Source organism: Enterococcus sp. AZ080 (genome assembly GCF_051714945.1).
In the GTDB taxonomy this organism is placed as follows: domain Bacteria; phylum Bacillota; class Bacilli; order Lactobacillales; family Enterococcaceae; genus Enterococcus_B; species Enterococcus_B pernyi.
Map to the genome: position 1 here is coordinate 1,043,743 of NZ_JBIOSV010000001.1, position 23,450 is coordinate 1,067,192.

Annotated in this window: 17 protein-coding genes and 1 riboswitch; of the genes, 11 read left to right on the forward strand and 6 right to left on the reverse strand. The window is 38.0% G+C overall.

All coding sequences use genetic code 11. The features are described from left to right. The first annotated feature begins 73 nt into the window (after window positions 1-73). From IGK01_RS04960 to thiD, 3 genes are all read left to right on the forward strand, one after another. Entirely contained in the window at window positions 74-1,471 is a 1,398-nt protein-coding gene (locus IGK01_RS04960) for a glycoside hydrolase family 1 protein (protein ID WP_062805422.1), read from the forward strand. Between the two features lie 195 nt (window positions 1,472-1,666). Continuing rightward, window positions 1,667-2,107, forward strand: coding sequence for a universal stress protein (locus IGK01_RS04965; RefSeq protein WP_010735813.1), 441 nt, complete (start codon window positions 1,667-1,669; stop codon window positions 2,105-2,107). 149 nt (window positions 2,108-2,256) lie between these two features. Continuing rightward, window positions 2,257-3,072 (forward strand): bifunctional hydroxymethylpyrimidine kinase/phosphomethylpyrimidine kinase, encoded by an 816-nt coding sequence (gene thiD / locus IGK01_RS04970; protein WP_062805421.1) that lies wholly within the window; start codon window positions 2,257-2,259, stop codon window positions 3,070-3,072. Between the two features lie 114 nt (window positions 3,073-3,186). Here the strand turns inward: thiD and cls are convergent, their stop codons facing one another. Next, window positions 3,187-4,638, reverse strand: coding sequence for a cardiolipin synthase (cls, locus tag IGK01_RS04975; protein ID WP_010735811.1), 1,452 nt, complete (start codon window positions 4,636-4,638; stop codon window positions 3,187-3,189). Between the two features lie 336 nt (window positions 4,639-4,974). On the opposite strand from cls, the gene IGK01_RS04980 reads away from it, so the two are divergent. Continuing rightward, window positions 4,975-7,641, forward strand: coding sequence for a cation-translocating P-type ATPase (locus IGK01_RS04980; RefSeq protein ID WP_010735810.1), 2,667 nt, complete (start codon window positions 4,975-4,977; stop codon window positions 7,639-7,641). Window positions 7,642-7,843: 202 nt separating this feature from the next. Continuing rightward, window positions 7,844-8,566: a class I SAM-dependent methyltransferase gene (locus IGK01_RS04985; protein ID WP_010735809.1), complete on the forward strand. Its 723-nt coding sequence runs from the start codon at window positions 7,844-7,846 to the stop codon at window positions 8,564-8,566. Window positions 8,567-8,596: 30 nt separating this feature from the next. Here IGK01_RS04985 and IGK01_RS04990 read toward each other — a convergent pair whose 3' ends face one another. Beyond that, on the reverse strand, window positions 8,597-9,754 hold the full coding sequence (locus IGK01_RS04990) for a hydroxymethylglutaryl-CoA synthase (RefSeq protein ID WP_438840531.1): 1,158 nt from the start codon (window positions 9,752-9,754) through the stop codon (window positions 8,597-8,599). A 455-nt stretch (window positions 9,755-10,209) separates the two neighbouring features. Here IGK01_RS04990 and IGK01_RS04995 point away from each other — a divergent pair, with 455 nt between their 5' ends. The 4 genes from IGK01_RS04995 to IGK01_RS05010 all read left to right on the forward strand — a co-directional run bounded on the left by IGK01_RS04995 (window position 10,210) and on the right by IGK01_RS05010 (window position 17,189). After that, window positions 10,210-12,648: a hydroxymethylglutaryl-CoA reductase, degradative gene (locus IGK01_RS04995; RefSeq protein WP_084812837.1), complete on the forward strand. Its 2,439-nt coding sequence runs from the start codon at window positions 10,210-10,212 to the stop codon at window positions 12,646-12,648. A gap of 392 nt (window positions 12,649-13,040) precedes the next feature. After that, a riboswitch (M-box (ykoK) riboswitch) is annotated at window positions 13,041-13,208 on the forward strand. Between the two features lie 84 nt (window positions 13,209-13,292). After that, the gene (locus tag IGK01_RS05000; RefSeq protein WP_010735805.1) at window positions 13,293-14,438 is read left to right on the forward strand and encodes an FtsW/RodA/SpoVE family cell cycle protein; all 1,146 of its coding nucleotides are present in this window, start codon (window positions 13,293-13,295) and stop codon (window positions 14,436-14,438) included. Continuing rightward, a complete protein-coding gene (locus tag IGK01_RS05005; RefSeq protein WP_010735804.1) occupies window positions 14,428-15,567 on the forward strand; it encodes an FtsW/RodA/SpoVE family cell cycle protein in 1,140 nt (379 codons plus the stop codon). Before IGK01_RS05000 ends, IGK01_RS05005 begins: the two co-directional genes overlap by 11 nt. 20 nt (window positions 15,568-15,587) lie before the next feature. Next, entirely contained in the window at window positions 15,588-17,189 is a 1,602-nt protein-coding gene (locus IGK01_RS05010) for a phosphatase PAP2/LCP family protein (protein ID WP_077151656.1), read from the forward strand. A gap of 122 nt (window positions 17,190-17,311) precedes the next feature. Here IGK01_RS05010 and IGK01_RS05015 read toward each other — a convergent pair whose 3' ends face one another. From IGK01_RS05015 to IGK01_RS05025, 3 genes are all read right to left on the reverse strand, one after another. Next, window positions 17,312-18,052: a hypothetical protein gene (locus tag IGK01_RS05015; protein WP_226076297.1), complete on the reverse strand. Its 741-nt coding sequence runs from the start codon at window positions 18,050-18,052 to the stop codon at window positions 17,312-17,314. 308 nt (window positions 18,053-18,360) lie between these two features. Further along, window positions 18,361-18,606: a hypothetical protein gene (locus IGK01_RS05020; protein WP_438840532.1), complete on the reverse strand. Its 246-nt coding sequence runs from the start codon at window positions 18,604-18,606 to the stop codon at window positions 18,361-18,363. Window positions 18,607-18,628: 22 nt separating this feature from the next. Beyond that, window positions 18,629-19,480 carry an aldo/keto reductase gene (locus IGK01_RS05025; RefSeq protein WP_010735800.1) on the reverse strand — a complete coding sequence of 284 codons (852 nt, stop codon included), beginning with the start codon at window positions 19,478-19,480 and terminating at the stop codon, window positions 18,629-18,631. Between the two features lie 159 nt (window positions 19,481-19,639). Here IGK01_RS05025 and IGK01_RS05030 point away from each other — a divergent pair, with 159 nt between their 5' ends. Further along, window positions 19,640-20,644: a nucleoid-associated protein gene (locus IGK01_RS05030; protein WP_438840533.1), complete on the forward strand. Its 1,005-nt coding sequence runs from the start codon at window positions 19,640-19,642 to the stop codon at window positions 20,642-20,644. Between the two features lie 129 nt (window positions 20,645-20,773). On the opposite strand, the gene IGK01_RS05035 is transcribed toward IGK01_RS05030, so the two are convergent. After that, the gene (locus IGK01_RS05035) at window positions 20,774-21,130 is read right to left on the reverse strand and encodes a YxeA family protein (protein ID WP_029594083.1); all 357 of its coding nucleotides are present in this window, start codon (window positions 21,128-21,130) and stop codon (window positions 20,774-20,776) included. Window positions 21,131-21,371: 241 nt separating this feature from the next. Between IGK01_RS05035 and IGK01_RS05040 the strand changes: the two genes are divergently transcribed. Continuing rightward, entirely contained in the window at window positions 21,372-23,255 is a 1,884-nt protein-coding gene (locus IGK01_RS05040) for a glycosyltransferase (RefSeq protein WP_438840534.1), read from the forward strand. The last annotated feature ends 195 nt before the right edge of the window (window positions 23,256-23,450 follow it).

The following is a 23,450-nucleotide window of genomic DNA, read 5'->3' on the forward strand; positions in this document are numbered from 1 at the left end:
TAAAAAGTATTGATTTATTTTTAAGATTTGGTATGATTACGTTATCAAAAGAAAAATAAGTGAGGGACTAAACATGACAAACTATGTATTTCCAGAAAATTTTTGGTGGGGTTCAGCTGCTAGTGGACCACAAACAGAAGGACGTGTAGCAGGAGATGGAAAAGGAGAAAATATTTGGGATCATTGGTACGACTTGGAGCCTGAGAAGTTTTTCAATCAAGTAGGACCAAGCAAGACTTCTCAAGTCTACACGAAGTATAAAGAGGATGTCGCATTGATGAAAGCTACTGGTCATAATACGTTCCGAACATCGATCCAGTGGAGTCGTTTGCTTCCTAATGGTACAGGGAAAGTAAATGAGCAAGCAGTCACTTTCTATCGTACGTATTTTGAAGAATTGATTGAAAATGGTATTGAACCCTTCGTCAATCTCTTCCATTTTGATATGCCGATGCCTTTACAAGAAAAAGGTGGCTGGTTAGCAAGAGAGACTGTTGATGCTTATGCTGAGTATGCCAAAACATGTTTTGAGCTATTCGGAGATCTTGTGAAGAAATGGTTTACGCACAATGAGCCGATCGTTCCTGTAGAAGGTGGCTATCTTTATCAGTTCCACTATCCAAATCATGTGGACTTCAAAGAAGCAGTTCAAGTGGGTTTCCACGAAAACTTGGCAAGTGCGAAGGCGATTCAGATCTACCATGAAACAGGACAAGATGGGGAGATCGGTATTATCCTGAATTTGACTCCAAGTTATCCACGTGACGAAAATAATGCGGCCGATGTGAAAGCTGCGGCGATTGCGGACGCCTTTTTCAATCGCTCATTCCTTGATCCAGCAGTAAAAGGTGAATTTCCACAAGAGTTGATCGATATCGTCAAAGAATTGGATATCATGCCTGTTATGGAAGAAGGCGATTTGACGATCATCCAAGAAAATAAAGTGGATCTATTAGGAATCAATTACTATCAACCACGACGGATCAAAGCGAAAGAAACACCGATCGACAAAGATCGTGCGCCGTTACCAGATGATTATTTCGATAACTACGATATGCCGAATAAAAAAATGAATCCTTATCGTGGTTGGGAAATTTATGAGAAAGGTATCTATGATATCTTGACGAATACGAGAGAAAATTATGGCAATATCAAATGCTTTATCTCTGAAAATGGCATGGGTGTCGAAGGGGAAGAGCGCTACGTAAATGAACAAGGCATGATCGAAGATGATTATCGTATCGAGTTTGTGACAGATCATTTGAAATATGTGCATCAAGCCATTCAAGAAGGAACAAATTGTTTAGGGTATCATATGTGGACATGTATGGATAACTGGTCATGGACAAATGCGTATAAAAACCGTTATGGCTTTATCGCAGTCGATCTAGATCAAGATGGGAAACGGACGATCAAAAAATCAGGACACTGGTTTAAAGAAGTAGCAACAAATAATGGTTTTGACGCTTAATTAATGGCTTAAAAAACAAGTATTTTATAACTAAATGAATGGGATAAATTATTTTGAAATAAGGCGGTGAATCTAAAAATTAGATTTTCTGCCTTATTTTTTCTGTTGGAGCCATGAGCTTTTGAACCATATCCATAAGAATTGTTCTTCGTTTCTAATCGTGCTACACTAAAAGAAAAGAAGGAGGCGGTTTCAATGGTAGACACGTATAAAAATATTTTAGTAGCAATCGACGGTTCAGAAAAATCAGAAAAAGCATTTATTGAAGCAATCGCAACAGCAAAACGAAATCAAGCAAAATTACACATCTTGTATGTAAATGAGGTGTCAGGGAATTATTTTGGTGACTTTGCTTTTGTCACAACAAGTTTACAAGAAGAGTTAGATGAAGTGGCAGACAAACAAATGAAGGAACATCAAAATCTAGCGATCGAAAAAGGTTTGACGGATATTAAAACATATGTGTTATACGGTTATCCTAAAACATTGATCGCAAACTTCAACGAGTCAGAAGAGCCAATTGACTTGATCGTCATGGGGGCGACTGGGTTAAACGCCGTTGAACGTGCATTGGTTGGTTCAACGACTTCTTATGTGGTAAATCACGCGAAATGCAATGTATTAGTAGTAAAATAGAAGATGTTGTTCGAACTATTTACTTTTAACATATAATTTATCCGTTTTTGAGGATGCTGCATGATTCATTGCGCATCCTTTTTTGTTTTTCAGCAGAAAATGCGGTAGGATAAACAAGACAAACGTATTTCAAATAGGAGATGGATGAAATGGAACAACAATATGTCCAAGTAATGACGATCGCTGGATCAGATAGCGATGGAAGTGCAGGGATGCAAGCAGACTTGCATACGTTTTTTACAAGAAAGGTCTATGGGGTATCTGTTTTGACTGCTTGTGTCGCTGGAAATTCTTATGGAATCGGTGCAAGTGTTCCGTTACCTACGGATTTTATCGATAAAGAATTTGAACTGCTTGCAGATGATTACCAAGTCAAAGCAGCAAAGACTGGGATGCTAGCAGATGCGACATTGATCAATACCGTGGTCAAAAATATTCAAAGGTATGATTTCGGTCCCTTGGTAGTTGATCCAGTCATCATGACGAAACATGGCAATCAATTGTTGGAAGAAGAAGCATTGACTACATTAAAAACAGCATTACTGCCATTGGCAGAAGTAGTGACTCCTAATTTTTATGAAGCAGAAAAACTGACTGGTCTCAAATTGAGAACAGAAGAAGATTATGAAAAAGCGGCTAAGATCCTCCAAGAGCTGGGACCCAAAAATGTTTTGATCAAAGGACATCATACTAGTGATTCCAATCAACAAACAGTGAGGGATTATGTTCGTTTAGCTTCAGGAAAAACATTTTGGTTAGAAGCACCATTTTATGCAACAGATCGCATCAATGGAACAGGTGATTCTTTATCTGCGTGTATTGCTGCTGAATTAGCAAAAGGAGAAACGGTGGAAGCAGCCATCCGTATTGCGAAACAATATGTCAATCAAGCAATCAAAGAAGAACTTTTTATTGGACATAAATATGGCCCAATCAATCATTGGGCGGCAAGTACGATCGACTAAGAACGCCATACCTGTTTGAACGATTCATACTATGGACTAAAAAAATAAGCTGGCTTGCTCAAAATAGTTTGAGTAAGCCAGCTTATCATTTATTGTTCTTCTAACAATTTTGGGTTACAAAATCGGTGAGAATAGTCTGGAGATTTGTTGTTTGAACAACAACCAATTTGACATTTCTTTGACTGTTTCAGTAGTCATCGGATTGCTTGCTTGTTCATCAAGTACAAATTGGTCGGCTAGTTGTTGTAAGAAAGCTGGATCATAAATGATTGCACTACTTTCAAAATTCAAACGATAGCTACGAATATCTTGGTTAGCTGATCCGACTATGCAGATTTCGTCGTCCATGATCAATGTTTTCGCATGTAAAAAGCCATTTTCATAAACTAAGATCTGTACATTTTCTTTGATCAATTGGCGAGCGTAGTACTGAGTTGCTCGGTAGATGAAAGGATGATCTGGTTTGTTAGGGATCATGATTTTCACCTCTACGCCAGAAGCGGCAGCGATTTTTAACGCAGCAATCACACTCTCATCAGGTACTAAATAAGGTGTTTGGATCCATACACGTTTTTTTGCTGAACTGATCAGCTTGATAAAGGATAACTTTATCTGTTCCCGTTCATTGTTCGGTCCGCTAGATACAAGTTGGATCGATGTTTGGTATAGTTGATCCTGATCTTCTTTCTCTGCTTTAAAGAAATAATCTAAATGATAGCCGACTTTTTTTTGATCTGGAACAGAGACATTCCAATCCATCAAAAAGCGAAGCTGTAATAAAGAGGCAGCGGCCCCATAAATACGAATATGCGTATCTCGCCAATAGCCAAATTTTTTGGTGTGGTTGACATATTGATCGGCGATGTTGAAACCACCTGTGTATCCAATCTTGCCATCAACAACAATGATTTTTCGATGATCATGATAATTAAGACGAAAGCGTAGAAGTGCCCGCTGGGAAGTGATGAACGTGTGGACATGACCACCATTTTCGACTAACTTTTTAAAATCTTTTGTTTTTGTGCCATGGGAGCCAAAGGCATCATAGAGTAAACGGACTTCGACACCTTCCGCTGCTTTTTTTTCCAATACTTTCAAGATTTGTTGGCCGATGTTGTCAGTAACGAAGGCATAATATTCGATATGGATCGAATGCTCAGCTGCTTCGATATCTTTCAGGACGGCTGTTAATTTTTCTTGACCGTCTGTCAGTAAAGTGACGGCATTTTTTCGTGTGAGTGGCATTTGATTCAAGGATGAAAAGAAATCAACGAAATGCTGATGATCTTCATTTTGGATGATGGGATCATAATGTTCCAAGGTATCCCCCTTGAAATCCTGGAAATTTTCCAGTTCTGTTAAATCACTCTGACGCAGATAGAATTTTTTCTTGTCGGTCAAACCACGGCCAAAGAAAAGGTAGAGAATAAAACCAAAACCAGGTAAAGCAAATAAAACAAGTAACCATGCCCAGATTGCTGCGACGTCACGAGGTTTGATCAAGATAGTTACAAGAGCAATAAGTGCGTTCAATACATATAAAAAAGTAATAATGCTTCCTACCACGAGTGAATCCTCCTTTATATAATAACACTAGTATAGCATGAGAAAGGGGAGAAGCATATTCACAAGAAAACAAAGGTGGAAATTTTTTGAAAATATCAAGAGGATAAGCGAAAGTTGTTGCAATTTAAAAATAAATCATGTAGGATAAATGTACAGTTGAATATCTCCTTAGGGGAGTAACCGACAACATTTGTTGTGATAATATCAACAGTAAGTTAACCAAATGGTTTTCTGGTATTGTATGAAATGGTGAGACCTAAGACAAATCCGTATTTGTCTTAGGTCTCTTTTTTTTCAGGCGATAGCGGAAACAATAACTAAAATGGGGGATGAAATTTGGAAAACAAGGAACACGCACAATCAACGGTCTACAAAGAATCGATCGACACGTTGATGCAACAAACGCAAAGCTCACCAGATGGGTTGAGTAGTACGCAAGCAAAAGAAAAATTAGAAAGAGACGGCTTGAACCAACTGAAGGAAGCACCGAAGAAGCCAACTTGGAAACTGTTTCTCGAAACTTTTAAAGACGCTATGGTAATTGTGTTATTAGTTGTTGCATTGATTCAAATGGTGATGGGTGACTATATCGAATTTTTCGTTATCTTTGCCGTGTTGATGTTGAACTCAGTGATTAGTGTGATCCAAACGAAAAAAGCAGAAGGTTCACTTGAAGCATTGAAAAACCTTTCTGCACCAGATGCAAAAGTGATTCGTGACGGAAAAGAAATGACGATTCCGGCGAATGAATTAGTGGTTGGAGATATCGTTTTACTTGATGCAGGTGATTATGTACCGGCAGATGGACGTTTGTTAGAAGCTGGTTCATTAAAAGTTGACGAAGGAATGTTGACAGGTGAGTCGACATCAGCAGAAAAAGAAGTAGTAGAAATCACTCAGACTGTGCCGATCGGTGATCGCTTGAACATGGTCTTTAGTGGTACGATCATTACTTACGGTCGTGGGAAATTCTTAGTAACTGCTACAGGAAACAATACAGAAATCGGTGAAGTTGCTGGTTTATTAGAATCAACAACGGAACAAGTGACACCATTACAACGTGGATTAGATAAATTCAGTAAGAAGTTAAGTTTAGCCATTTTAGGCTTATCATTGGTGATTTTAGGTATCCAGTTATTCCGTATCTATATGGGTGGCGGAACAGGAGATATGACGGCAGATATCGTTAGTGCCATCATGTTTGCAGTTGCGGTTGCCGTAGCAGCGATCCCTGAAGCATTGCAGTCGATCGTAACGATCGTCTTGTCACTGGGAACCAATAAAATGGCCAAACGACATGCTATCATCCGTAAACTACCAGCTGTAGAAACATTAGGCTCAACGAGTATCATTTGTACGGATAAAACTGGTACATTGACACAAAACAAAATGACGGTTGTTGATTATTATTTAGCGAATGGGGCAACTGGTGATTTTTCAAATGATCCAAAAAACTGGTCCGTGGACGAGCGTCGTTTAATTGAGATCAGCGTCTTAGCAAATGATGCGTCGATCAGTGAAGATGGTTCAAAACTAGGTGATCCGACAGAAGTCGCTTTTGTTGACTTCAGTGAAAAAATGAACCAACCTTATCGCGAGATCCGCCAAACGTATCCAAGGCAAGCAGAATTACCATTTGACTCGGATCGAAAATTGATGTCAACAGCACATGAAATCGACAATCAACAATTCTTATTTGTCAAAGGTGGACCAGATATCGTGTTTGGCCGCAGTACAAAAGCATTGGTAAATGGTGAAGTCGTGCCAATGACAGATGAGTTAAGAAAAAAATTTCAAGAACAAAACGAAGCATTCTCAAAACGCGCATTGCGTGTATTAGCCTTTGCTTATCGTCCAATCAATAGCCTAGAATTGTCATTTGATGATGAAGATGATTTGATCTTAGTTGGGATCATGGCAATGATCGATCCGCCAAGAGATGAAGTAACTCAAGCGGTCAAAGAAGCAAAAAGTGCTGGGATCAAAACGATCATGATCACTGGTGACCATAAAACAACTGCGGTTGCTATTGCAAAAGAAATCGGTATTTTTGCTGAAGGTGATCAAGCCTTGACTGGTACAGAATTAGATGAGCTATCAGAAGATCAATTGAATGAAGTATTGGAAAAAGTAACGGTTTATGCGCGTGTATCTCCGGAAAATAAAATCCGTATCGTGCGTGCTTGGCAAACAAAAGGTCATATCTCTGCGATGACTGGTGACGGAGTAAATGATGCTCCTGCCTTGAAACAAGCAGATATTGGTATTGCAATGGGTACAGGTACTGACGTAGCCAAAGATGCTGCAGCAATGGTTCTGACAGATGATAATTTCGCATCGATCGTCAGTGCAGTGGAAGTAGGACGTAATGTCTTTGATAATATCAAAAAGGCCATCTCTTACTTGTTTTCAGGAAACCTAGGTGCGATCATCGCGATCATCTTTGCCTTAGTTGCAGATTGGTCAAATCCATTTACAGCCTTACAATTATTGTTCATCAACTTAGTCAACGACTCATTACCAGCAATCGCGTTAGGAACTGAAAAAGCAGAGCCAGCGACAATGAAACGTCCACCAAGAGATCCAAATTCAGGTATCTTTACGGACAAAACATTGATCTCTGTGACGTATCGTGGCGTATTGATCGGTATTGCAGTTATTTTTGCTCAATGGTTAGGGATGCAACATTCACCTGAATTTGGCGTAGCGATGTCCTTCACAACGTTGATCTGGTGTCGTACATTGCAAACATTCCCAGCCCGTTCAAATACCCAAACAGCGATTCAAGCTGGTTTCTTCTCAAACCGCAGTGTTCTATTAGCAGTTGCTGTATGTAGTGCGCTTTACTGTATTGCGATGATCCCAGGACTAAAAGAAGTATTCTCGATCCCAGCGGCATTTGGGTTGACTGAAGTCTTCACTTGTATCGGAATCGCGCTTGTAACGGTTGTGTTGATGGAAATCACTAAAATGATTTTGGTACGTGTACAAGGAAACAAATAATCATCAAAGAAAAAATAGTTCATCTATCACTTACGAATAACGATGAAATGTGATAGTTTTTAGCCTTTCGAATCAAAAAGAAATCCACGAGAATCGTTTCTTCGATTTTCGTGGATTTTGATTTATACTAAGAAACAAAGCTCATCGTTTTTCTGATAAAATATTTATTCCGAAAAGTGAAGATAAAAGGAGAAATATCCAAATGGACAAAGAAGAATGGAATACCTTTGCGAAAGACTATTACGAATCACAAAAAGAATCTAGTACGACGATCGTAGAGGATGTCGTTGCTTATCTAAAAAGCGAGGATTTATTACCAGCTGGCTCATTCGCAGATGTTGCCGGTGGTGCAGGGCGTTATCTGCCGTTAGCAAAAGAAATAGAACAATATGAGTTGATTGATTTTTCAGAAGAAATGCTTGTATATGCTGAACATGAAGCACAAATACTGGGGCTAAATAACTGTCAATTCATTTTGAAAGATTTTACTAATTTTTTACAAGAAGAGAAGACCTATGAACTTGTTTTTTCGGCAGCAAATCCCGCCTTGGTTTCTTGTGAACAATTGGAAAAACTGCGTGGGAAAGCGATGAGAGCTTGTTTGATCCTAAGAGTAGTCTCCTCAGAAGATAGTGTCTTCGTACCCCTTGAAAGGTATTTAGGGATCGAGGAATCTGACCCTAACACCTCGTCAACTATTATGGATCGGTTTGAGACGTATTTATCAAAGAAACACCTTTCTTATAAGAGAACTGAATTCACTTATGATTCACAGGAAGAAGTCACGCCTTCATTTTTGCGGGCTTATTATGAAGAAATGCAAGATGATCCACGTTTCCAGTCAGCTCTCCAAGAATTATTTAAAAACAGTGAGACAATTCAGAGTACAAATAAACTGACCTATCGATTATTGACTATCTATTAGTCAACGATCGAGGTCAGTTTTTTGCATTCATTATTTTTCTTTGTAAAAACGAATATCATTTTCAACTTGATAGATCGAGTAAGGTAGATCTGAATGATATTCAGCTGTTTCACCATTTCCCGGTAATGTTTCATTGAAGATCTTTTCATATTGATCAACCGTCAATGCTTCACGGTTATCTAACATCGCTTGATTGTCTTCTTTGGATAAGAAGTTTTGATAGCCTTCTTCTAAATATCCAGTGAAAAATTCACTCACAGCACCAGAACCATAGCTGAATAATCCGATACGGGCACCCGATTTCAATGCTTGAGAGTTTTCTAATAAAGAAATCAATCCCAAATAAAGGGACCCAGTGTATAGATTTCCTATTCGTCGACTATAGGTGATGCCTTCTTCATAACGAGCCATCAAACGTTTTTGCGTTGCCTCATCTGTTTCTTCGATCACACTTTGTAACGCTTTTTTCCCCATTTTTGTGTAAGGAATATGGAAGGTAAGCGCATCATAATCAGCAAGTGTTCGACCTGTTGTTTCTTTATATCTATTCCAGACTTTTTGGAAAGACTCAATATAAGTAGAGTTGGACAAAGGACCATCTACTACAGGATATTGACTATAATTTGGACGCCAAAAGTCATAAATATCTTCTGTTAAAAAGACGCTGTGGTCTTCAAGAGAAAGAATCCGAGGGTTTTGTGTGATCATCATAGCGACCGCACCTACACCTTGAGTCACTTCACCACCACTTGCTAAACCGTAGCGAGCAATATCGCTCGCAATCACTAAGACTTTACGATCTGGATGATTTTTGACATATTCTTTTGCCATGTGCAAAGCTGCTGTTCCCCCGTAACAAGCTTCTTTTACTTCGAATGAACGAGCAAAAGGTTGAACTTTTAACAAATGATGGATGATCACAGCACTTGCCTTTGATTGGTCGATGCCTGATTCGGTACCTACAATGACCATATCGATTTTCTCACGATCTTCTTCTGTGACGATTTTACTCGCTGCATTTGCTCCTAGCGTGACGATGTCTTCATAAACTTGATTGACAGCCATCTGATCTTGACCGATCCCGATATGGTATTTGGCAGGATCATCTCCACGTCTGTTTGCTAATTCAGTCATATCTAAAAATAAATTAGGAATAAAAAAGGAAAGACGATCAATCCCTATTTTCATTTCAACACCTCTTTACTCATGATAAAAAACTTACTTTATTAAAGTATCACAAAATCGCTAAAAGAAATACAAAAAAGCTAATTTTTAAGGATTTGTAAAAAAATATAGCGCTTTTTTTAAAAGGTGTATGTTATATTTGTATTTCCGGTAAAGAATGGTATATTTTTGTAGGAGATACTTGACAGTTAGAAAATAATCAACTGTCCATCTTTTATAAAATTTAATAAGAAGTGTATTTTAATTTTTACGAAACCATTCACATTGTTCTATCCATTTGATATAGACAAACGTTTTGAAGAATGTCTCGTCGGTTACAGCGTGACGTTGTTCGCAAATATATGAGAAATAAGGAGGGAATCCGTTTGCGCAAAAGATTGTAACACCTATAAATCTGTCGCGTTTTATATAATACGTGGATAAGTAAATTTATAGGCTTTGGCAACGGGTGGCTTAACTTGAAGGAAGTCGTTATTATAGATGCTGCACGAACACCGATTGGAAAGTATCGTGGTAGCTTAAGCAGTTATTCTGCTGTTGAGTTGGGAACATTCATTACAACAGAAATCCTTGAACGAACAGGGATAAACAAAGAAGCAATCAATCAAGTCATTTTTGGAAATGTGCTTCAAGCAGGGAATGGGCAAAATGTTGCACGACAAATTGCGATCAATAGCGGAATCCCCGTTAGTGTTCCGGCAATGACAATCAATGAAGTTTGTGGATCTGGGATGAAATCAGTGATCCTTGCGCGTCAACAAATCCAACTAGGCGAAGCGGACCTGATCATAGCCGGTGGTGTTGAAAGCATGACTAGAGCGCCGATGATCCAAGTGAGCGATCCAGAAAACGAGAAAATCGAAGAAATCTCAAGTATGGTCAATGATGGATTAACCGATGCATTTTCCAATACTCATATGGGACTGACAGCAGAAAATGTGGCAAAACAATTTTCTGTGACGAGAGCAGAGCAAGATCAATATGCACTGGCTTCACAATTAAAAGCAGGACAAGCCAGCGAGTCAGGGGTCTTCAAGGAAGAAATCATTCCAATTTCCCGTAATGAAGAAGTATTTGCAACAGATGAAGCAGTGCGAGGAAATAGTACATTAGAAAAATTAAGCACCTTACGGACGGTTTTTGCGGAGGACGGCACAGTTACTGCTGGAAATGCTTCACCTTTGAACGATGGTGGCTCTGTACTGATCTTAGCGTCTAAAGACTATGCGATTGCTCATGGCTTACCGTATTTAGCTACGATCAAAGGAGTCTCTGAAGTTGGGATCGATCCAAGTATCATGGGGGTAGCTCCAATCAAAGCAATCAATACCTTGATGGAGAAAACAGAGCTTTCCTTGGACGACATCGATCTATTTGAAATTAACGAAGCGTTTGCTGCGTCATCGATCGTTGTGAATCGTGAATTGAATCTCCCATCAGAGAAAGTCAATATTTATGGTGGTGCGATTGCGTTAGGCCATCCGATTGGTGCTAGTGGCGCTCGTATCTTGACTACTTTAGGCTATGCGTTAAGAAGGCAGCACCAACGATACGGAGTAGCTTCATTATGTATTGGTGGCGGTCTTGGATTAGCTGTTCTTTTGGAAGCTAATTTGCAAGAAACTGGTGATAACGAAAAAAAAAAGTTTTATGAACTAACGCCAGAACAACGTAGACAGCGATTAGTTCAAGAAAAAGTGATTTCCCAAGCAGAAGCAACAGGTTTTAAAGAATCTGTTTTAACAGAAGATATCGCCAACCATTTGATTGAAAATCAAATCAGCCAAGTAGAGATCCCATTAGGTGTCGCATTGAATTTTCAAGTGAACGGTCAAAAAAAATGGATTCCTATGGCAACGGAAGAACCTTCTGTAATTGCTGCAGCGAGCAATGGCGCAAAAATATGTGGCGATATCAGCGTTCAGATACCCCAACGATTGATGCGTGGGCAGATCGTCTTAACTGGTCGTTGTGATTATCGAAAAATCAAAGAAGTCATTGAAGCAAGAAAACCAGAATTGGTCACTTGTGCAAACGAAAGCTATCCTTCGATCGTCAAGCGTGGTGGAGGTGTCCGAGAAATTTCTACTCGAGAATTTATGGGGAGCGAGCATGCCTATCTTTCACTTGATTTTTTAGTGGATGTCAAAGATGCGATGGGTGCGAATATCATCAACTCGATTTTGGAGGGAGTTGCGGTTCGTATCAAAGAATGGTTCCCTGAACAAGAAATCTTGTTCAGTATCTTAAGTAATCTGGCGACGGAATCTTTAGCAATCGCGACTTGTATGATTCCTTTTGAGCGATTGGCAAAGGACAAAGAAACGGGTCAACTGATTGCTGAAAAGATTCGTCAAGCGAGTGAATACGCAAAATTGGATCCTTATCGGGCAACGACCCACAACAAAGGAATCATGAATGGTATCGAAGCGGTCATCTTAGCCACAGGAAATGATACACGAGCAGCCGCAGCGGCTATTCATGCCTATGCTGCTCGAAATGGTAGTTACCAAGGGTTGACTGACTGGCAAATCAAGGAAGATCATTTGGTAGGGAAATTGACGGTTCCTTTAGCTGTTGCGACAGTAGGGGGCGCTTCCCGAGTTTTACCGAAAGCGAAAGCTTCTTTAGATATGTTAGCAATTGATTCTGCACAAGAATTGGCACAAGTGATTGCAGCTGTTGGTTTAGCACAAAACCTGGCGGCACTGCGTGCACTTGTTAGTGACGGTATCCAAAAAGGACATATGTCCTTACAAGCGAGAGCATTGGCAATCACAGTTGGTGCCAAAGGGGACGAAATCGAGAGAGTTGCCGCAAAGCTTAGGGAGTCAGGAACGATCAACCAACAAAGCGCACTAGCTGCCTTAGAAGCTATCCAGGCGAGCAAAAACTAGGAATAATTTGCGAAATGGGCGTAGTAGCTGAGGAAAAATGACAAATAATTTTCATTATTATAACGTGCCTCTAAAAACACATAAAAAAATACCTATGCTAAGTATGAAGAATCTATAATCTGAAATTTATTTTTTTCATAAGAGGCCATCACGTCTTTTTATGCTATTTTCATTTTTTTGAGGTTGTATAATATCAAACAAAACGTAACAGACCTTGTCGATTAAAGGTTTTCTGTTACGTTTTTTTACATACTCTGATCTAAAAAATATAGAACATATATTATTAAATTTTAAAAATAATTTATATAACATTAAAAAAAGCTAAAGTTTTTTAAGCTTATTTGAGGTTCTCTTGTGAATAAATAATCTAACAGGTATACTTTTCCTCAAATAGAATAACTTGTTAGGCGAGACTCCTAAACAAACATAGGCTATTGCGCAGAAACGTCGAAAGACGCCAATGTGTAAAACAGGAATTGTCGGATTAAGGCTCTTCATAAGATAGCTAAGAGAAATCTTTACGTTGTTTAGTGTCAAAACTCACACGATGAGACTGAAAAGCCAATCGTTTTTTTCGTTTGGCTTTTTTTATTCAAGATGGGTAAGTGACGTATCTCCGCTGTAACACAAAGGAGAAATATAGGATGGGTGTAAAAGACATAAGAAAAATAGATTTGTATTTGCTCGTACCATATCTGTTGATCAGTGTAATAGGATTATTGATGATCTATAGTGCGAGTACGTTCCGTTTGATGTCATTCGATCAAAGTACAAATCAACTTTTAGTTCGACAAATGGTATTTGTGGCACTTAGTTGGGCAATGATTTTTTTCATTTACCGAGTGAAACCTGCATTTATACTCAATCATCGAATCGTAAAAATAATGATGGGGATCGGTATCGTGGGGCTGATCTTGACAAAGGTACCTGGGATTGGTGTCAATATCAGTGGTGCGCAACGATGGATCTCAATTGCAGGTTTTCAATTTCAACCTGCTGAAATTGTCAATGTCGGTATGATTTTTTATTTAGCTTATTATTTTAGAAAACCCAAGCAATCATTGAATGAATTAAAAAAACCCTTTTTTATCATCGCTTTATGTTCTCTGCTGATTTTATTCCAACCAAAAGTAGCTGGTGCGATCTTGTTGATCATCTTAGCTGCAATCATGATCACGACGGTTCAATTACCAGTTCGCTATATTTTATTGTTTTTTGCAGGACTGTTCAGTCTCTTTTTGCTCCTTGGCGGCATTATTTATTTACTAGGGCAAAATGACCTATTACCAAGTATTTTTGCTCATACTTATGATCGCTTGAGCATTGCTTTTAATCCTTTTTTAGATCCTTATGGAAAAGGATTTCAGATGAGTCAATCTTATTATGCCATGTACAACGGTGGGCTTTTTGGATTAGGACTGGGAAATAGTATTACCAAAAAGGGCTATTTACCAGTAGCCGAGACTGATTTTATTTTTTCGATTATTTTAGAAGAGTTAGGCCTGATCGTAGGCTTACTGATTCTAGCAATGTTATTTTCGATTATTTTGCGCTTATTTGTCTTGAGTGCGAATGAACCAAATCAGCAGATCGGGTTGATTTATTTGGGAACAGGGATGTTGTTATTGCTACAGACAAGTATCAATATTGCAAGTATCAGTGGCATGATCCCAATGACAGGTATTCCGCTTCCTTTTATTAGTTATGGAGGATCAAGCTATTTGATTTTGTCCATGCTTTTGGGTGTTTGCCTGAAACTGTCCTCACGAGGTAAGCAAAATGAAATTTAAAATAAATGAATTCAACTATGCATTATTTTTACCAATCTTTCTTTTATATTTATTAAGTGTCGGTGTGCAATATGGGGCAGCTGTTTATGACCAAGTTCCAGTCCGAGGAGTCGTGCTTCGACAAATCGTGTTTTGTTTGATGTCGGTCGGGCTGTTGTTTCTAACACAACGAGTGAAAACAGTCGTATTGTTAAGATATTCTCCTTATCTTTATGGCTTTTCACTTTTTGTGATGGGCCTGTTGTATCAGTTTTATGATCCGGTGATGTTTCAACTCACAGGCACCAAACGTTGGCTTAGGATCGGCAGCTTTTCATTTCAACCTTCTGAATTAGTGAAACTCACCTTTATCTTAGTGGTTGTTTATTTGACCTTGATCTATGAGCAAAAGGTGAAGCAACGAACCGTTAAAACTGATTTATTTTATGTAGGAAAGATATTACTGGTTAGTTTACCGACCTTTTTATTGATGTACATGCAAAAAGATTTTGGAACAAGTTTGGTTTTTGTCATATGCTTGGGGGCATTATTCATGATCGCTGGGGTACATTGGAAGATCATGACGGCAATAACCTCGATTCTAGTTATTCTCGGGGCCATTTTGATTGCTTTAGTTTTTACTGAATACGGACACCAGATTTTATATCGTCTGAATTTTAAGACTTATCAGTTAGATCGAGTACGCGCATGGGTTGATCCATTTGCATATAGCCAATCGATTGGTTATCAACAATCACAAAGTTTACTTTCTATCGGGGCAGGTGGGTTTAGTGGCAGGGCCGAAGCAATCAATCCTATCTATGTGCCCGTTCGTGAATCAGATATGGTCTTTACAGTGATTGCTGAAACATTTGGCTTTTTAGGAAGCGTTTCTGTGCTCTTTTTATATTTTTATCTTTTTTACCAAATCATTTATAGCGCAATCGAAACAAATAATAAAGGAAATGTGTATTTTGCGATTGTCTTCGTATTTGGTTTGTTATTCCAAGTGTTTGAAAATATTGGAGCTGCGATCGGTCTACTCCCATTAACAGGGATTCCTTTACCATTTTTAAGTCAAGGAGGAACTTCCCTCTTGGTTATTGGCTGTGGTTTAGGCATTATTTTAGGATTTAAAAAGTATGAATGAGAAGTAGAAGGGAAGTTATTATGAAACAGATGCCAAAAGGAACATTGGTGGTAGCATTCGTATCACTCGTCTTATTGACGACTTTGACCACACTAGTTATGACAGAAAACACCTTATTCAACCAACTTGATTTAGCCATTTATCAACAGGAGCGATTAATCGAATTCCCAGTATTAACAACATTTTTTAGTTATTTTGCAAAACTAGCAACGATTATTCCTACTTTATTTTTCACAGGGTTGCTTGCAATTTTTAGTTGGCGGAAACAGTACCACAAATTAGCCATTTGGCAAGTCTTAATGGTTTTGACAGTTAGTTTGATTGGCTACGTGATGAAACAAGCTATCCAGCGGACACGACCTGATGTGGAGCAATTGATTCCTAGATCTTCTTACTCTTTTCCAAGTGGTCATTCGATTTTGTCTATGACGCTATTCTTAGTATTTTTGATCACCATGTACATTATTTATCGCGAGAAAAGGGTAAATAAACTAGTATGGGTGGGGGCTCTATATCCATTATTGATTGCTAGTTCTAGAATTTATTTGAGAGTACATTATCCTAGCGATATCTTGGCAGGTTTTTTACTGAGTTTTTCAGTTGTTTTCTTATGCTATAGTCTGTTTTTCTCTTTTATCACTGAAAAAACAGTAAGAAAAAAGCACCAACAAAAACGAATATTCACTAGAAAACAAAAAGTTTTATTGTCTATTATGGCATTTCTTTTCCTATTAGTAGGTTCTGCAGTTGCGTATGGTGTTCGCTTTTACTACGATGCCAGACAGACCGTGACTTCGATGCAACAACCGTTACAAAGAGAAACCGTTCAGCGGGAAAAGGATACGCCAGTCAGCATTTTAGTTTTAGGTATCGCCAATAATTCAATTAGAAAAACGGACTATCGTGCAAATACGATCATGTTGGTGACATTGAATAATCAAAAGAAAACAACGACGATCACGAGTATTCCTCGAGATTCTTTCGTAGAAATTGCCAATATGGATGGACTGGTTGATAAAATCAACCATGCTCATTCTTACGGTGGTATCGACATGATGGTGGATACGGTTGAACAATATCTTGATATACCGATTCATCACTATGTATCGTTGAATATGGATGGATTAGAAGCGTTGATCGATGCTGTGGGAGGAATCACTGTAAATAATGCGTTTGAGTTTACAGCAGAAGACATCCATTATCCAGAAGGAACGCTAGAATTAAATGGTTGGGAAGGATTACAGTATGCGCGCATGCGAGCAGAAGATCCTGAGGATGACTATGGGCGACAGAAAAGGCAAAGGGAAGTCGTCAACATTTTAGTCAATGAGTTCTTATCTGTGAAAAGTTTATTCAATTATCGCCAGCTTTTAGAGGTAGTCGGTGAAAATGGGACAACGGATATGTCCTTAGATGAAATGCTCGGAATGATGAATGAATACCATTCGGCATTATCCAATATCACGAACCATCAGTTGAAAGGTGAACAATATATTGGTGATGGCATCTTGGGAGAAGCAGGGATCTACTATGAGAAGATACCCGATGAGGAACGGATGAGAGTGATGCAGTTGGTGCAAGAGCAATTAGAAACAACAGGGAAGAACGCAGCGCAACAATAGGAACAATCGATATTCTCTTTTTTACATTTATAAATGATAAAAAAAGCAGTTGAAATGAACGATGATCGTCATTTCAGCTGCTTTTTTAGGTAAAAATCATCACGCAATCTATTTGCTTGCGTTTATCTTTCGTTGATCGGTGTAGTGGCAAATTGTTCGATCAATGGCACTAATGTTAATTTCACTTTGTATTTACGTTCTAAAGCTTTTTCGATCGTAAATTCATTGACAGCAGACATAGAGATCTCTGCTAATTTTCGTGTGTCGTCTTTGACTGTTTCATTGATCACTACAGCATCTGCTGTTTTTTCAGCAGTGAACTTCGGATATTCTGCTACTTGTTTTGCAAAATCATCGAAAGTCAAAGAATCTGTCTCAACTTTTTCATCACTTGTTTTCTTGTCAGTTGTTGCTTCTTTACTGACTGATTGAGAAGTTGTCTCAACTTTTTCAACTTCTTTTGTTGGTGTTTCTTTTACGGACGCGTCATTAGTGACTGGTGTCGCTACAGGTTGAGCCGTTGGTTGATCTTTTTTCATGCGTTGATCATTCCAGTAAGAAACAATCTCAATCAATAGGTTGTCACGGAAACGTTCAAAAATCGTTGCTTCACCAGAACGAATACGTTTCAAGACAGCAGTAAAGTTATCGTCGATTGGTACATTGATGCGTGTATCTTCATTTGCTTGTCCTGCTAAGCCAATGATTAAGACTTGACGGTTTTTAGGATCAAGCATGACTTGCAATGGCAGACCATAACGGCGTAAACTTTCTTCTTCCAATGAACGGAATAATTGTGTGCGAACTCCATCTAAAGAAGGACGGAATTGTTTTAATAATTTTTGTTTTTGTTTTTTCTTCATAGATACTCTCCTTCATTCATACCCTTTCGATTATAAGAAAAAAACGAGCAAATGAAAAGGTTTATCAAGAAAAAACTTTTATTACTTCGATGGAAAAACAAAATTGAGTGGGATAATCGACCTCTCACATATGCTAAAACTGAATAAACGGTGGAAACAGCAGTAAACTTCTCGGAAATAAGGCGACATCCACAGAAATTTGATGAACAATTTCGTAGATATCGCCTTATTTCTCGAGGTTAAATACTTCTGTTCCAATCTCTCAAAAAGGGGAGCAAAAGTCCACAGACTAATGCTCCCTCATCTAGTTATTTTTTTGGCAATAAGGCAAAGGTGACTAGTTCAGGTGAATAGATGACCTCATGTCCTTGCCATTGCATCGTCATCAATGAATGATCCAAGCGTTTTTTTATTTCCGCAAGTTTTTCATCCCTTGACCAGTTTCGAGCAGGAAAATGCTGGATTTTTTCTGGACGGATCAAAAAGATAAAATCTGGATCAAATGTCTGAGTCACTTTTTCAGATAAACGATCTAAGCGGTCCACGGGCTTCATAGAATATCACTATCCTTTACCTTTAAAATTGTGTAGTATCTGGATCTTTTGCTTTGCCAACGACACCATCTAATTGGTCGATCGTCTTCATTTCTTCTTCTGATAGCTCAAAATCAAATAATTCAGTGTTCTCCTTGATTCTGCTTGGTGTAACAGATTTTGGTAATGGTAAGAAACCGTGTTGTAATGACCAACGTAGCGCTACTTGGGCAACGCTCTTATTGTGTGTGTTGGCAATCTCTTGCATTTCTGTGACGTCGAAGATTTTACCAGTGCCAAGAGGGCTATATGCTTCAAGGACCATATCATGTTTTTTCGCGTACTCAACAACAGGTGGTTGCAATTCGCCTGGAGCAAGAAATACTTGATTGACCATTGGCATGATTTTTGCTGTTTTTGCAAGTTCATCTAAGTGATGCGGTAAGAAGTTGCTGACACCGATCGCTTTGATTTTGCCAGCTTCGTATAACTCTTCAAAAGCACGCCATGTTTCGGCATTCGCTTCTTGCCAATTTTCGCGGAAAGAAACTGGATTAGGCCAATGGATCAAGAAAAGATCCACATAGTCTGTTTGTAATTTTTTTAAGGACTCTTCGAAAGAGGACATTGCTAGATCGTAGCTATGGTTTTCGTTCCAAAGTTTAGTCGTTAAGAAAATCTCTTCTCTTGGAACACCACTTTCTTTGATTGCTTGTCCGACACTTTCTTCGTTTTTGTACCCTTGAGCGGTATCAATATGACGATAACCGGCAGCTAATGCTTCTTTAACTGAGGAAACAGCAACGTCTCCGTCAGGGGTTTGCCAAGTACCGAAACCGACAACAGGGATTTCATAGCCATTTGATAAACGGTAAGTAGATGTTAGTGAATTCATACTTTCAGCTCCTTTGATTTTAGTACACTTTAAGTGTAGCTTATTTTCTAAAAAAAGAAATGTATTTTGTTTGTTATAAAATATTTTTTTGTTCGTTCCATTTTGTCTCTGGTATTTTTGTTTGATTTTCCGTAAACTAGAGCAGAAAGGAATGAAACGATGGATATCTATTTAAAAAAAGCAATCTTGCATATTATTGATCGAGAAACAGGATCTCCTGTATTTTCACAACAAGAACTGGATCTTACGAAAGATTTTGTCAGGGACTTTCTACAAAAGAAGATCAAAAAAATCTCTTCTGCACAAACTAAAACAGGGCAACTCACTGAAGAAAGCCTATTTTCTCAAAACTTGAAACAGTGTCAAGAAAATTTTGTCGAAGAAAGTGAGCGTTTAGTCCAACGGTGGTTTGACATCTATGCAGAAAGTGAGGAAGCACCTAGTGCAGATGTTTTCGTTGTCTTGTATGAAGTAGACACTGTGATGTATTTAGCCTTATTGAAAGTGAATTATCGTGATGCTTATACTCACTATGTGGAAGCAGATGAAGCCGGTATTGACAACCGTTTGATTTTGAACCGAGCGATCCTTGGCTCAAAATCTCAAAAAGCAGATGAAGCCTTAGCAGTCAATCTGACAGATCTGACGTATGAGTTGATTGAAAAACGCTATGAGTTCTCTGGTAAAAAAGAATGGTACTTTTCGGGAAAAGTGATTGAGAGCGTCCCGGCACCTTCTTTGGAAGACAACGTCAAAGTGATAAAAAAAGTGGCGAAGCAGCTAGGCAAGAAGTTTGAAGCAGAAGAATTCGATATCATGGCGGACTTAAAAGAAGCTGTGTATGATACGATCGAAGAAAAAGGTAGATTGGATCATGAAATGATCGCGGAGAAAGTATTCAAAGAAAATATCACTGCCAAGTTAGCATTCCAAGAAGAAGTCAAAGAACAAGGCTTTATTCCAGAAGCACCACCAGTGAAAGAAGTACAAGAAATCTCAGAGAAAAAATTCGGAAAGCAAAAATTCCGTTTATCAAATGGCATTGAATTGATTGTACCAGTAGACGTTTATCGTAACCCGGATCTGATTGAATTTGTCAATAATCCTGATGGTACGATCTCTGTCATGATTAAAAATGTGGATGAAGTATTGAATCGTCTATAGTTTCTTTTAGATGAATCAAAGAAACCAAATAAAAGTGAATAGTAAAAAAGCAGTCAATATCCACGAAGATCGTTTTTCAAGTCTTGTGGGTGTTGACTGCCTTTTTTGTGTTGTCTATTGTAAACTGGTTCATTGATCTAATTGATCTAACGCTTTGTCCGGCACTTGAGAAGCTGTTACTTCTTCCCAACTGATGACGCCTTTACGTGAATTGACTTTTAGTTTTAAATAAGCATCCATTTTTAAAGGACGTTCTCTCGCTTCACGTAAAGTGACTGCTTTTTCTTCTCCTTGTGCGTTGTAAGCATTTTGGTCGTATACATAAATAGAAACGTCCATGTCATTGTCTGCTGAGTCAACTTCTTTTTCTCCGTTAGTGGTGATTTTTGTATAATAAGTTTCACCGCCATAGAAATAATCATAAGCGATAAAGCTTCCTCCTAGGAAAATTCCCAATACAATCAATAATGCTATCAATTTTTTTATCATTTTTTTCACCTCGGATACTATTATTCAACAAAATCTATTATTCGTCTATCGAAAGTCCAAAATTTATCGTATTTATATATAATAATGGCATATTCGCCGTTTTATGTATAAAATACTTAAGTTTTCTGTGAGAACATTTTTCAAAGTTGAGCTTACGATAATCGAATTTTAGGAGAGCTAGTTGCTTTGCTTAAAAAAACACAAATTATATAATAATGTTATGAAAGGTGGTATTAAAATGGAACTGTATTATTTAGTTGGTTTGTTTGGTATAATTTTTGGACTTTATGTGTTAGCAAAAAGAAACAATAAGATAAAACCATTCTTTTCCAAATTAACTTTAGCATTTTTGGTTGTATACTTGATCTGGCGTCTTTTCTACACGATCCCAAATGATGGCGTGATATCATTAACTTTCGGTCTTATTTTATATGTGGCAGAATTTATTGGTTTATTTGTGTATGGTTTTTTTATTTACTTGTTTTCTAATAAGTTGTCGAAAGAGTCCATGAGAGTTCATTACGATGAGGAGCCATTTCAACCAAGTGTAGCAGCGTTTATATGTACGTATAATGAGGATAATAAATTAGTGATTGCGACTGCTTTGGCTGTCAAAGCGTTACGTTATCCAAATAAGAAAATATATATTTGTGATGATGGTCATCGTGAGGAATTGAAAGAACTTGCAGAAAAATACCATATTGGTTATCTGACAAGAGAAGGTAACGAGAACGCAAAGGCAGGAAATATCAACTATGCACTTTCACAAACAAGTAGCGACTTGATTTTGCTTTTAGATGCTGATTTCATCGTTAAGAAAAATATTATTTACGAGGCTATCGATTATTTTAGAAATCCAAAGGTTGCGTTAATTCAATATCCTCAAACTTTTTATAATAAAGATCCCTTCCAATTATTGAGAAAATCATTTTACAATGAACAGGAATTATTTATGCGTTTTTTAGAACCAGCTCTTTCACGTGAAAATGCGTTGATCCATATCGGGACCAACGCTATCATTCGACGCAGTGCTTTAGAGGAGATAGGTGGCGTCCCAACAAAAAGCATTACTGAAGATATGGCAACAGGGATGTTATTGCAAAATGCTGGTTATGAAACGATTTTCATAAATAAAGCTTATGCTTTGGGAATCACGCCTTATACAGCTCGAGAGCTGTCCTCTCAACGGACACGTTGGGCCCAAGGTACAAAGCAAATATTTGACCATTTTAAACCACGTAAATTTAAAGGGTTATCTCGTATGCAAAAATTGTGTTACTATAATTCTTATTTGTACTGGTTTACTTCATTTCAAAAAATCATTTTTTTATTAGCACCAACTCTTTTTATGGTCTGTGATATATTTATTGTTCGAAGTAACAACAATCAGTTATTATTGTTCTTTTTACCACCGTTTGTCATGATTTCTCTTTCGTTTCGGTTGTATGTTCCTAAAATCAGGAATCTTACTACTTCGCATATCTATGATTGTTTTGTCGCGCCGATCCATACTAGAGCATTGATCAAAGAGTTCTTTCATTCGGAAAAAAAATTCAAAGTGACAAAAAAGGAACTTGTTGACAGTCAATCATTTGATTGGCGAACAGTTTTTCCTCACATGTTACTATTTGGTTGGATCGCTTTCGCCTCTATCGTTGCATTGTACCGACTTTATCGAGGAGAAGGATATGAAACAGGCTATATTGTGACACTTCTATGGTCAGTGTATAACCTCTATGGATTATTCTATGCGATTTTGATTGGTAAAAATCGAACAATTGAAAGCGACAGTGAAGCATTGAGCATTGTAACAAAGAAACAACTAAGTTATCTATCCCAATCATTTGAGATGTATCAAATGAGTTATAACGGATTTAGACTTCGTTCCAAAAAATTAGTTACTCCCACTTTTACACCTGGGAAAGCTTATTTATTTATGGATGAGAAAACTGGACTTAGAATCAATTCGATATGTAAAGAAAATCATGGGAGATATGCGACTTTCTCATTTAACAATTTGACACAAGCTTCTGCAGAAGAACTTGCAAGTTACTACAGTGATCAGTTGAATGCAGCAAAACAATTAGAATTCGATATGGAAACCGATACTTTACAAAGTTGAGAGTATGACTATTACTAATAGAAAACGAACGCTGTCAATAATAACAATAGCGTTATGACAGAGGTCGGCACAGAAGTATTTAGGCTCGAGAAATAAGACGACAGCTACGTAAATTGTTCTTCAAATTTTTGTGGCTGCCGTCTTATTTCCGAAGAGTTTACTTCTGTCCCCGCTGTATATTCCCTTTTAGAATAT

What these genes read in the sequence shown, in the direction of transcription:
- IGK01_RS04960 (WP_062805422.1), top strand. Translation starts at nt 74, where the DNA reads ATGACAAACTATGTATTTCCAGAAAATTTTTGGTGGGGTTCAGCTGCT.
- IGK01_RS04965 (WP_010735813.1), top strand. Translation starts at nt 1,667, where the DNA reads ATGGTAGACACGTATAAAAATATTTTAGTAGCAATCGACGGTTCAGAA.
- thiD (WP_062805421.1), top strand. Translation starts at nt 2,257, where the DNA reads ATGGAACAACAATATGTCCAAGTAATGACGATCGCTGGATCAGATAGC.
- IGK01_RS04985 (WP_010735809.1), top strand. Translation starts at nt 7,844, where the DNA reads ATGGACAAAGAAGAATGGAATACCTTTGCGAAAGACTATTACGAATCA.
- IGK01_RS04990 (WP_438840531.1), bottom strand. Translation starts at nt 9,754, where the DNA reads ATGAAAATAGGGATTGATCGTCTTTCCTTTTTTATTCCTAATTTATTT.
- IGK01_RS05000 (WP_010735805.1), top strand. Translation starts at nt 13,293, where the DNA reads ATGGGTGTAAAAGACATAAGAAAAATAGATTTGTATTTGCTCGTACCA.
- IGK01_RS05005 (WP_010735804.1), top strand. Translation starts at nt 14,428, where the DNA reads ATGAAATTTAAAATAAATGAATTCAACTATGCATTATTTTTACCAATC.
- IGK01_RS05010 (WP_077151656.1), top strand. Translation starts at nt 15,588, where the DNA reads ATGAAACAGATGCCAAAAGGAACATTGGTGGTAGCATTCGTATCACTC.
- IGK01_RS05015 (WP_226076297.1), bottom strand. Translation starts at nt 18,052, where the DNA reads ATGAAGAAAAAACAAAAACAAAAATTATTAAAACAATTCCGTCCTTCT.
- IGK01_RS05020 (WP_438840532.1), bottom strand. Translation starts at nt 18,606, where the DNA reads ATGAAGCCCGTGGACCGCTTAGATCGTTTATCTGAAAAAGTGACTCAG.
- IGK01_RS05025 (WP_010735800.1), bottom strand. Translation starts at nt 19,480, where the DNA reads ATGAATTCACTAACATCTACTTACCGTTTATCAAATGGCTATGAAATC.
- IGK01_RS05030 (WP_438840533.1), top strand. Translation starts at nt 19,640, where the DNA reads ATGGATATCTATTTAAAAAAAGCAATCTTGCATATTATTGATCGAGAA.
- IGK01_RS05040 (WP_438840534.1), top strand. Translation starts at nt 21,372, where the DNA reads ATGGAACTGTATTATTTAGTTGGTTTGTTTGGTATAATTTTTGGACTT.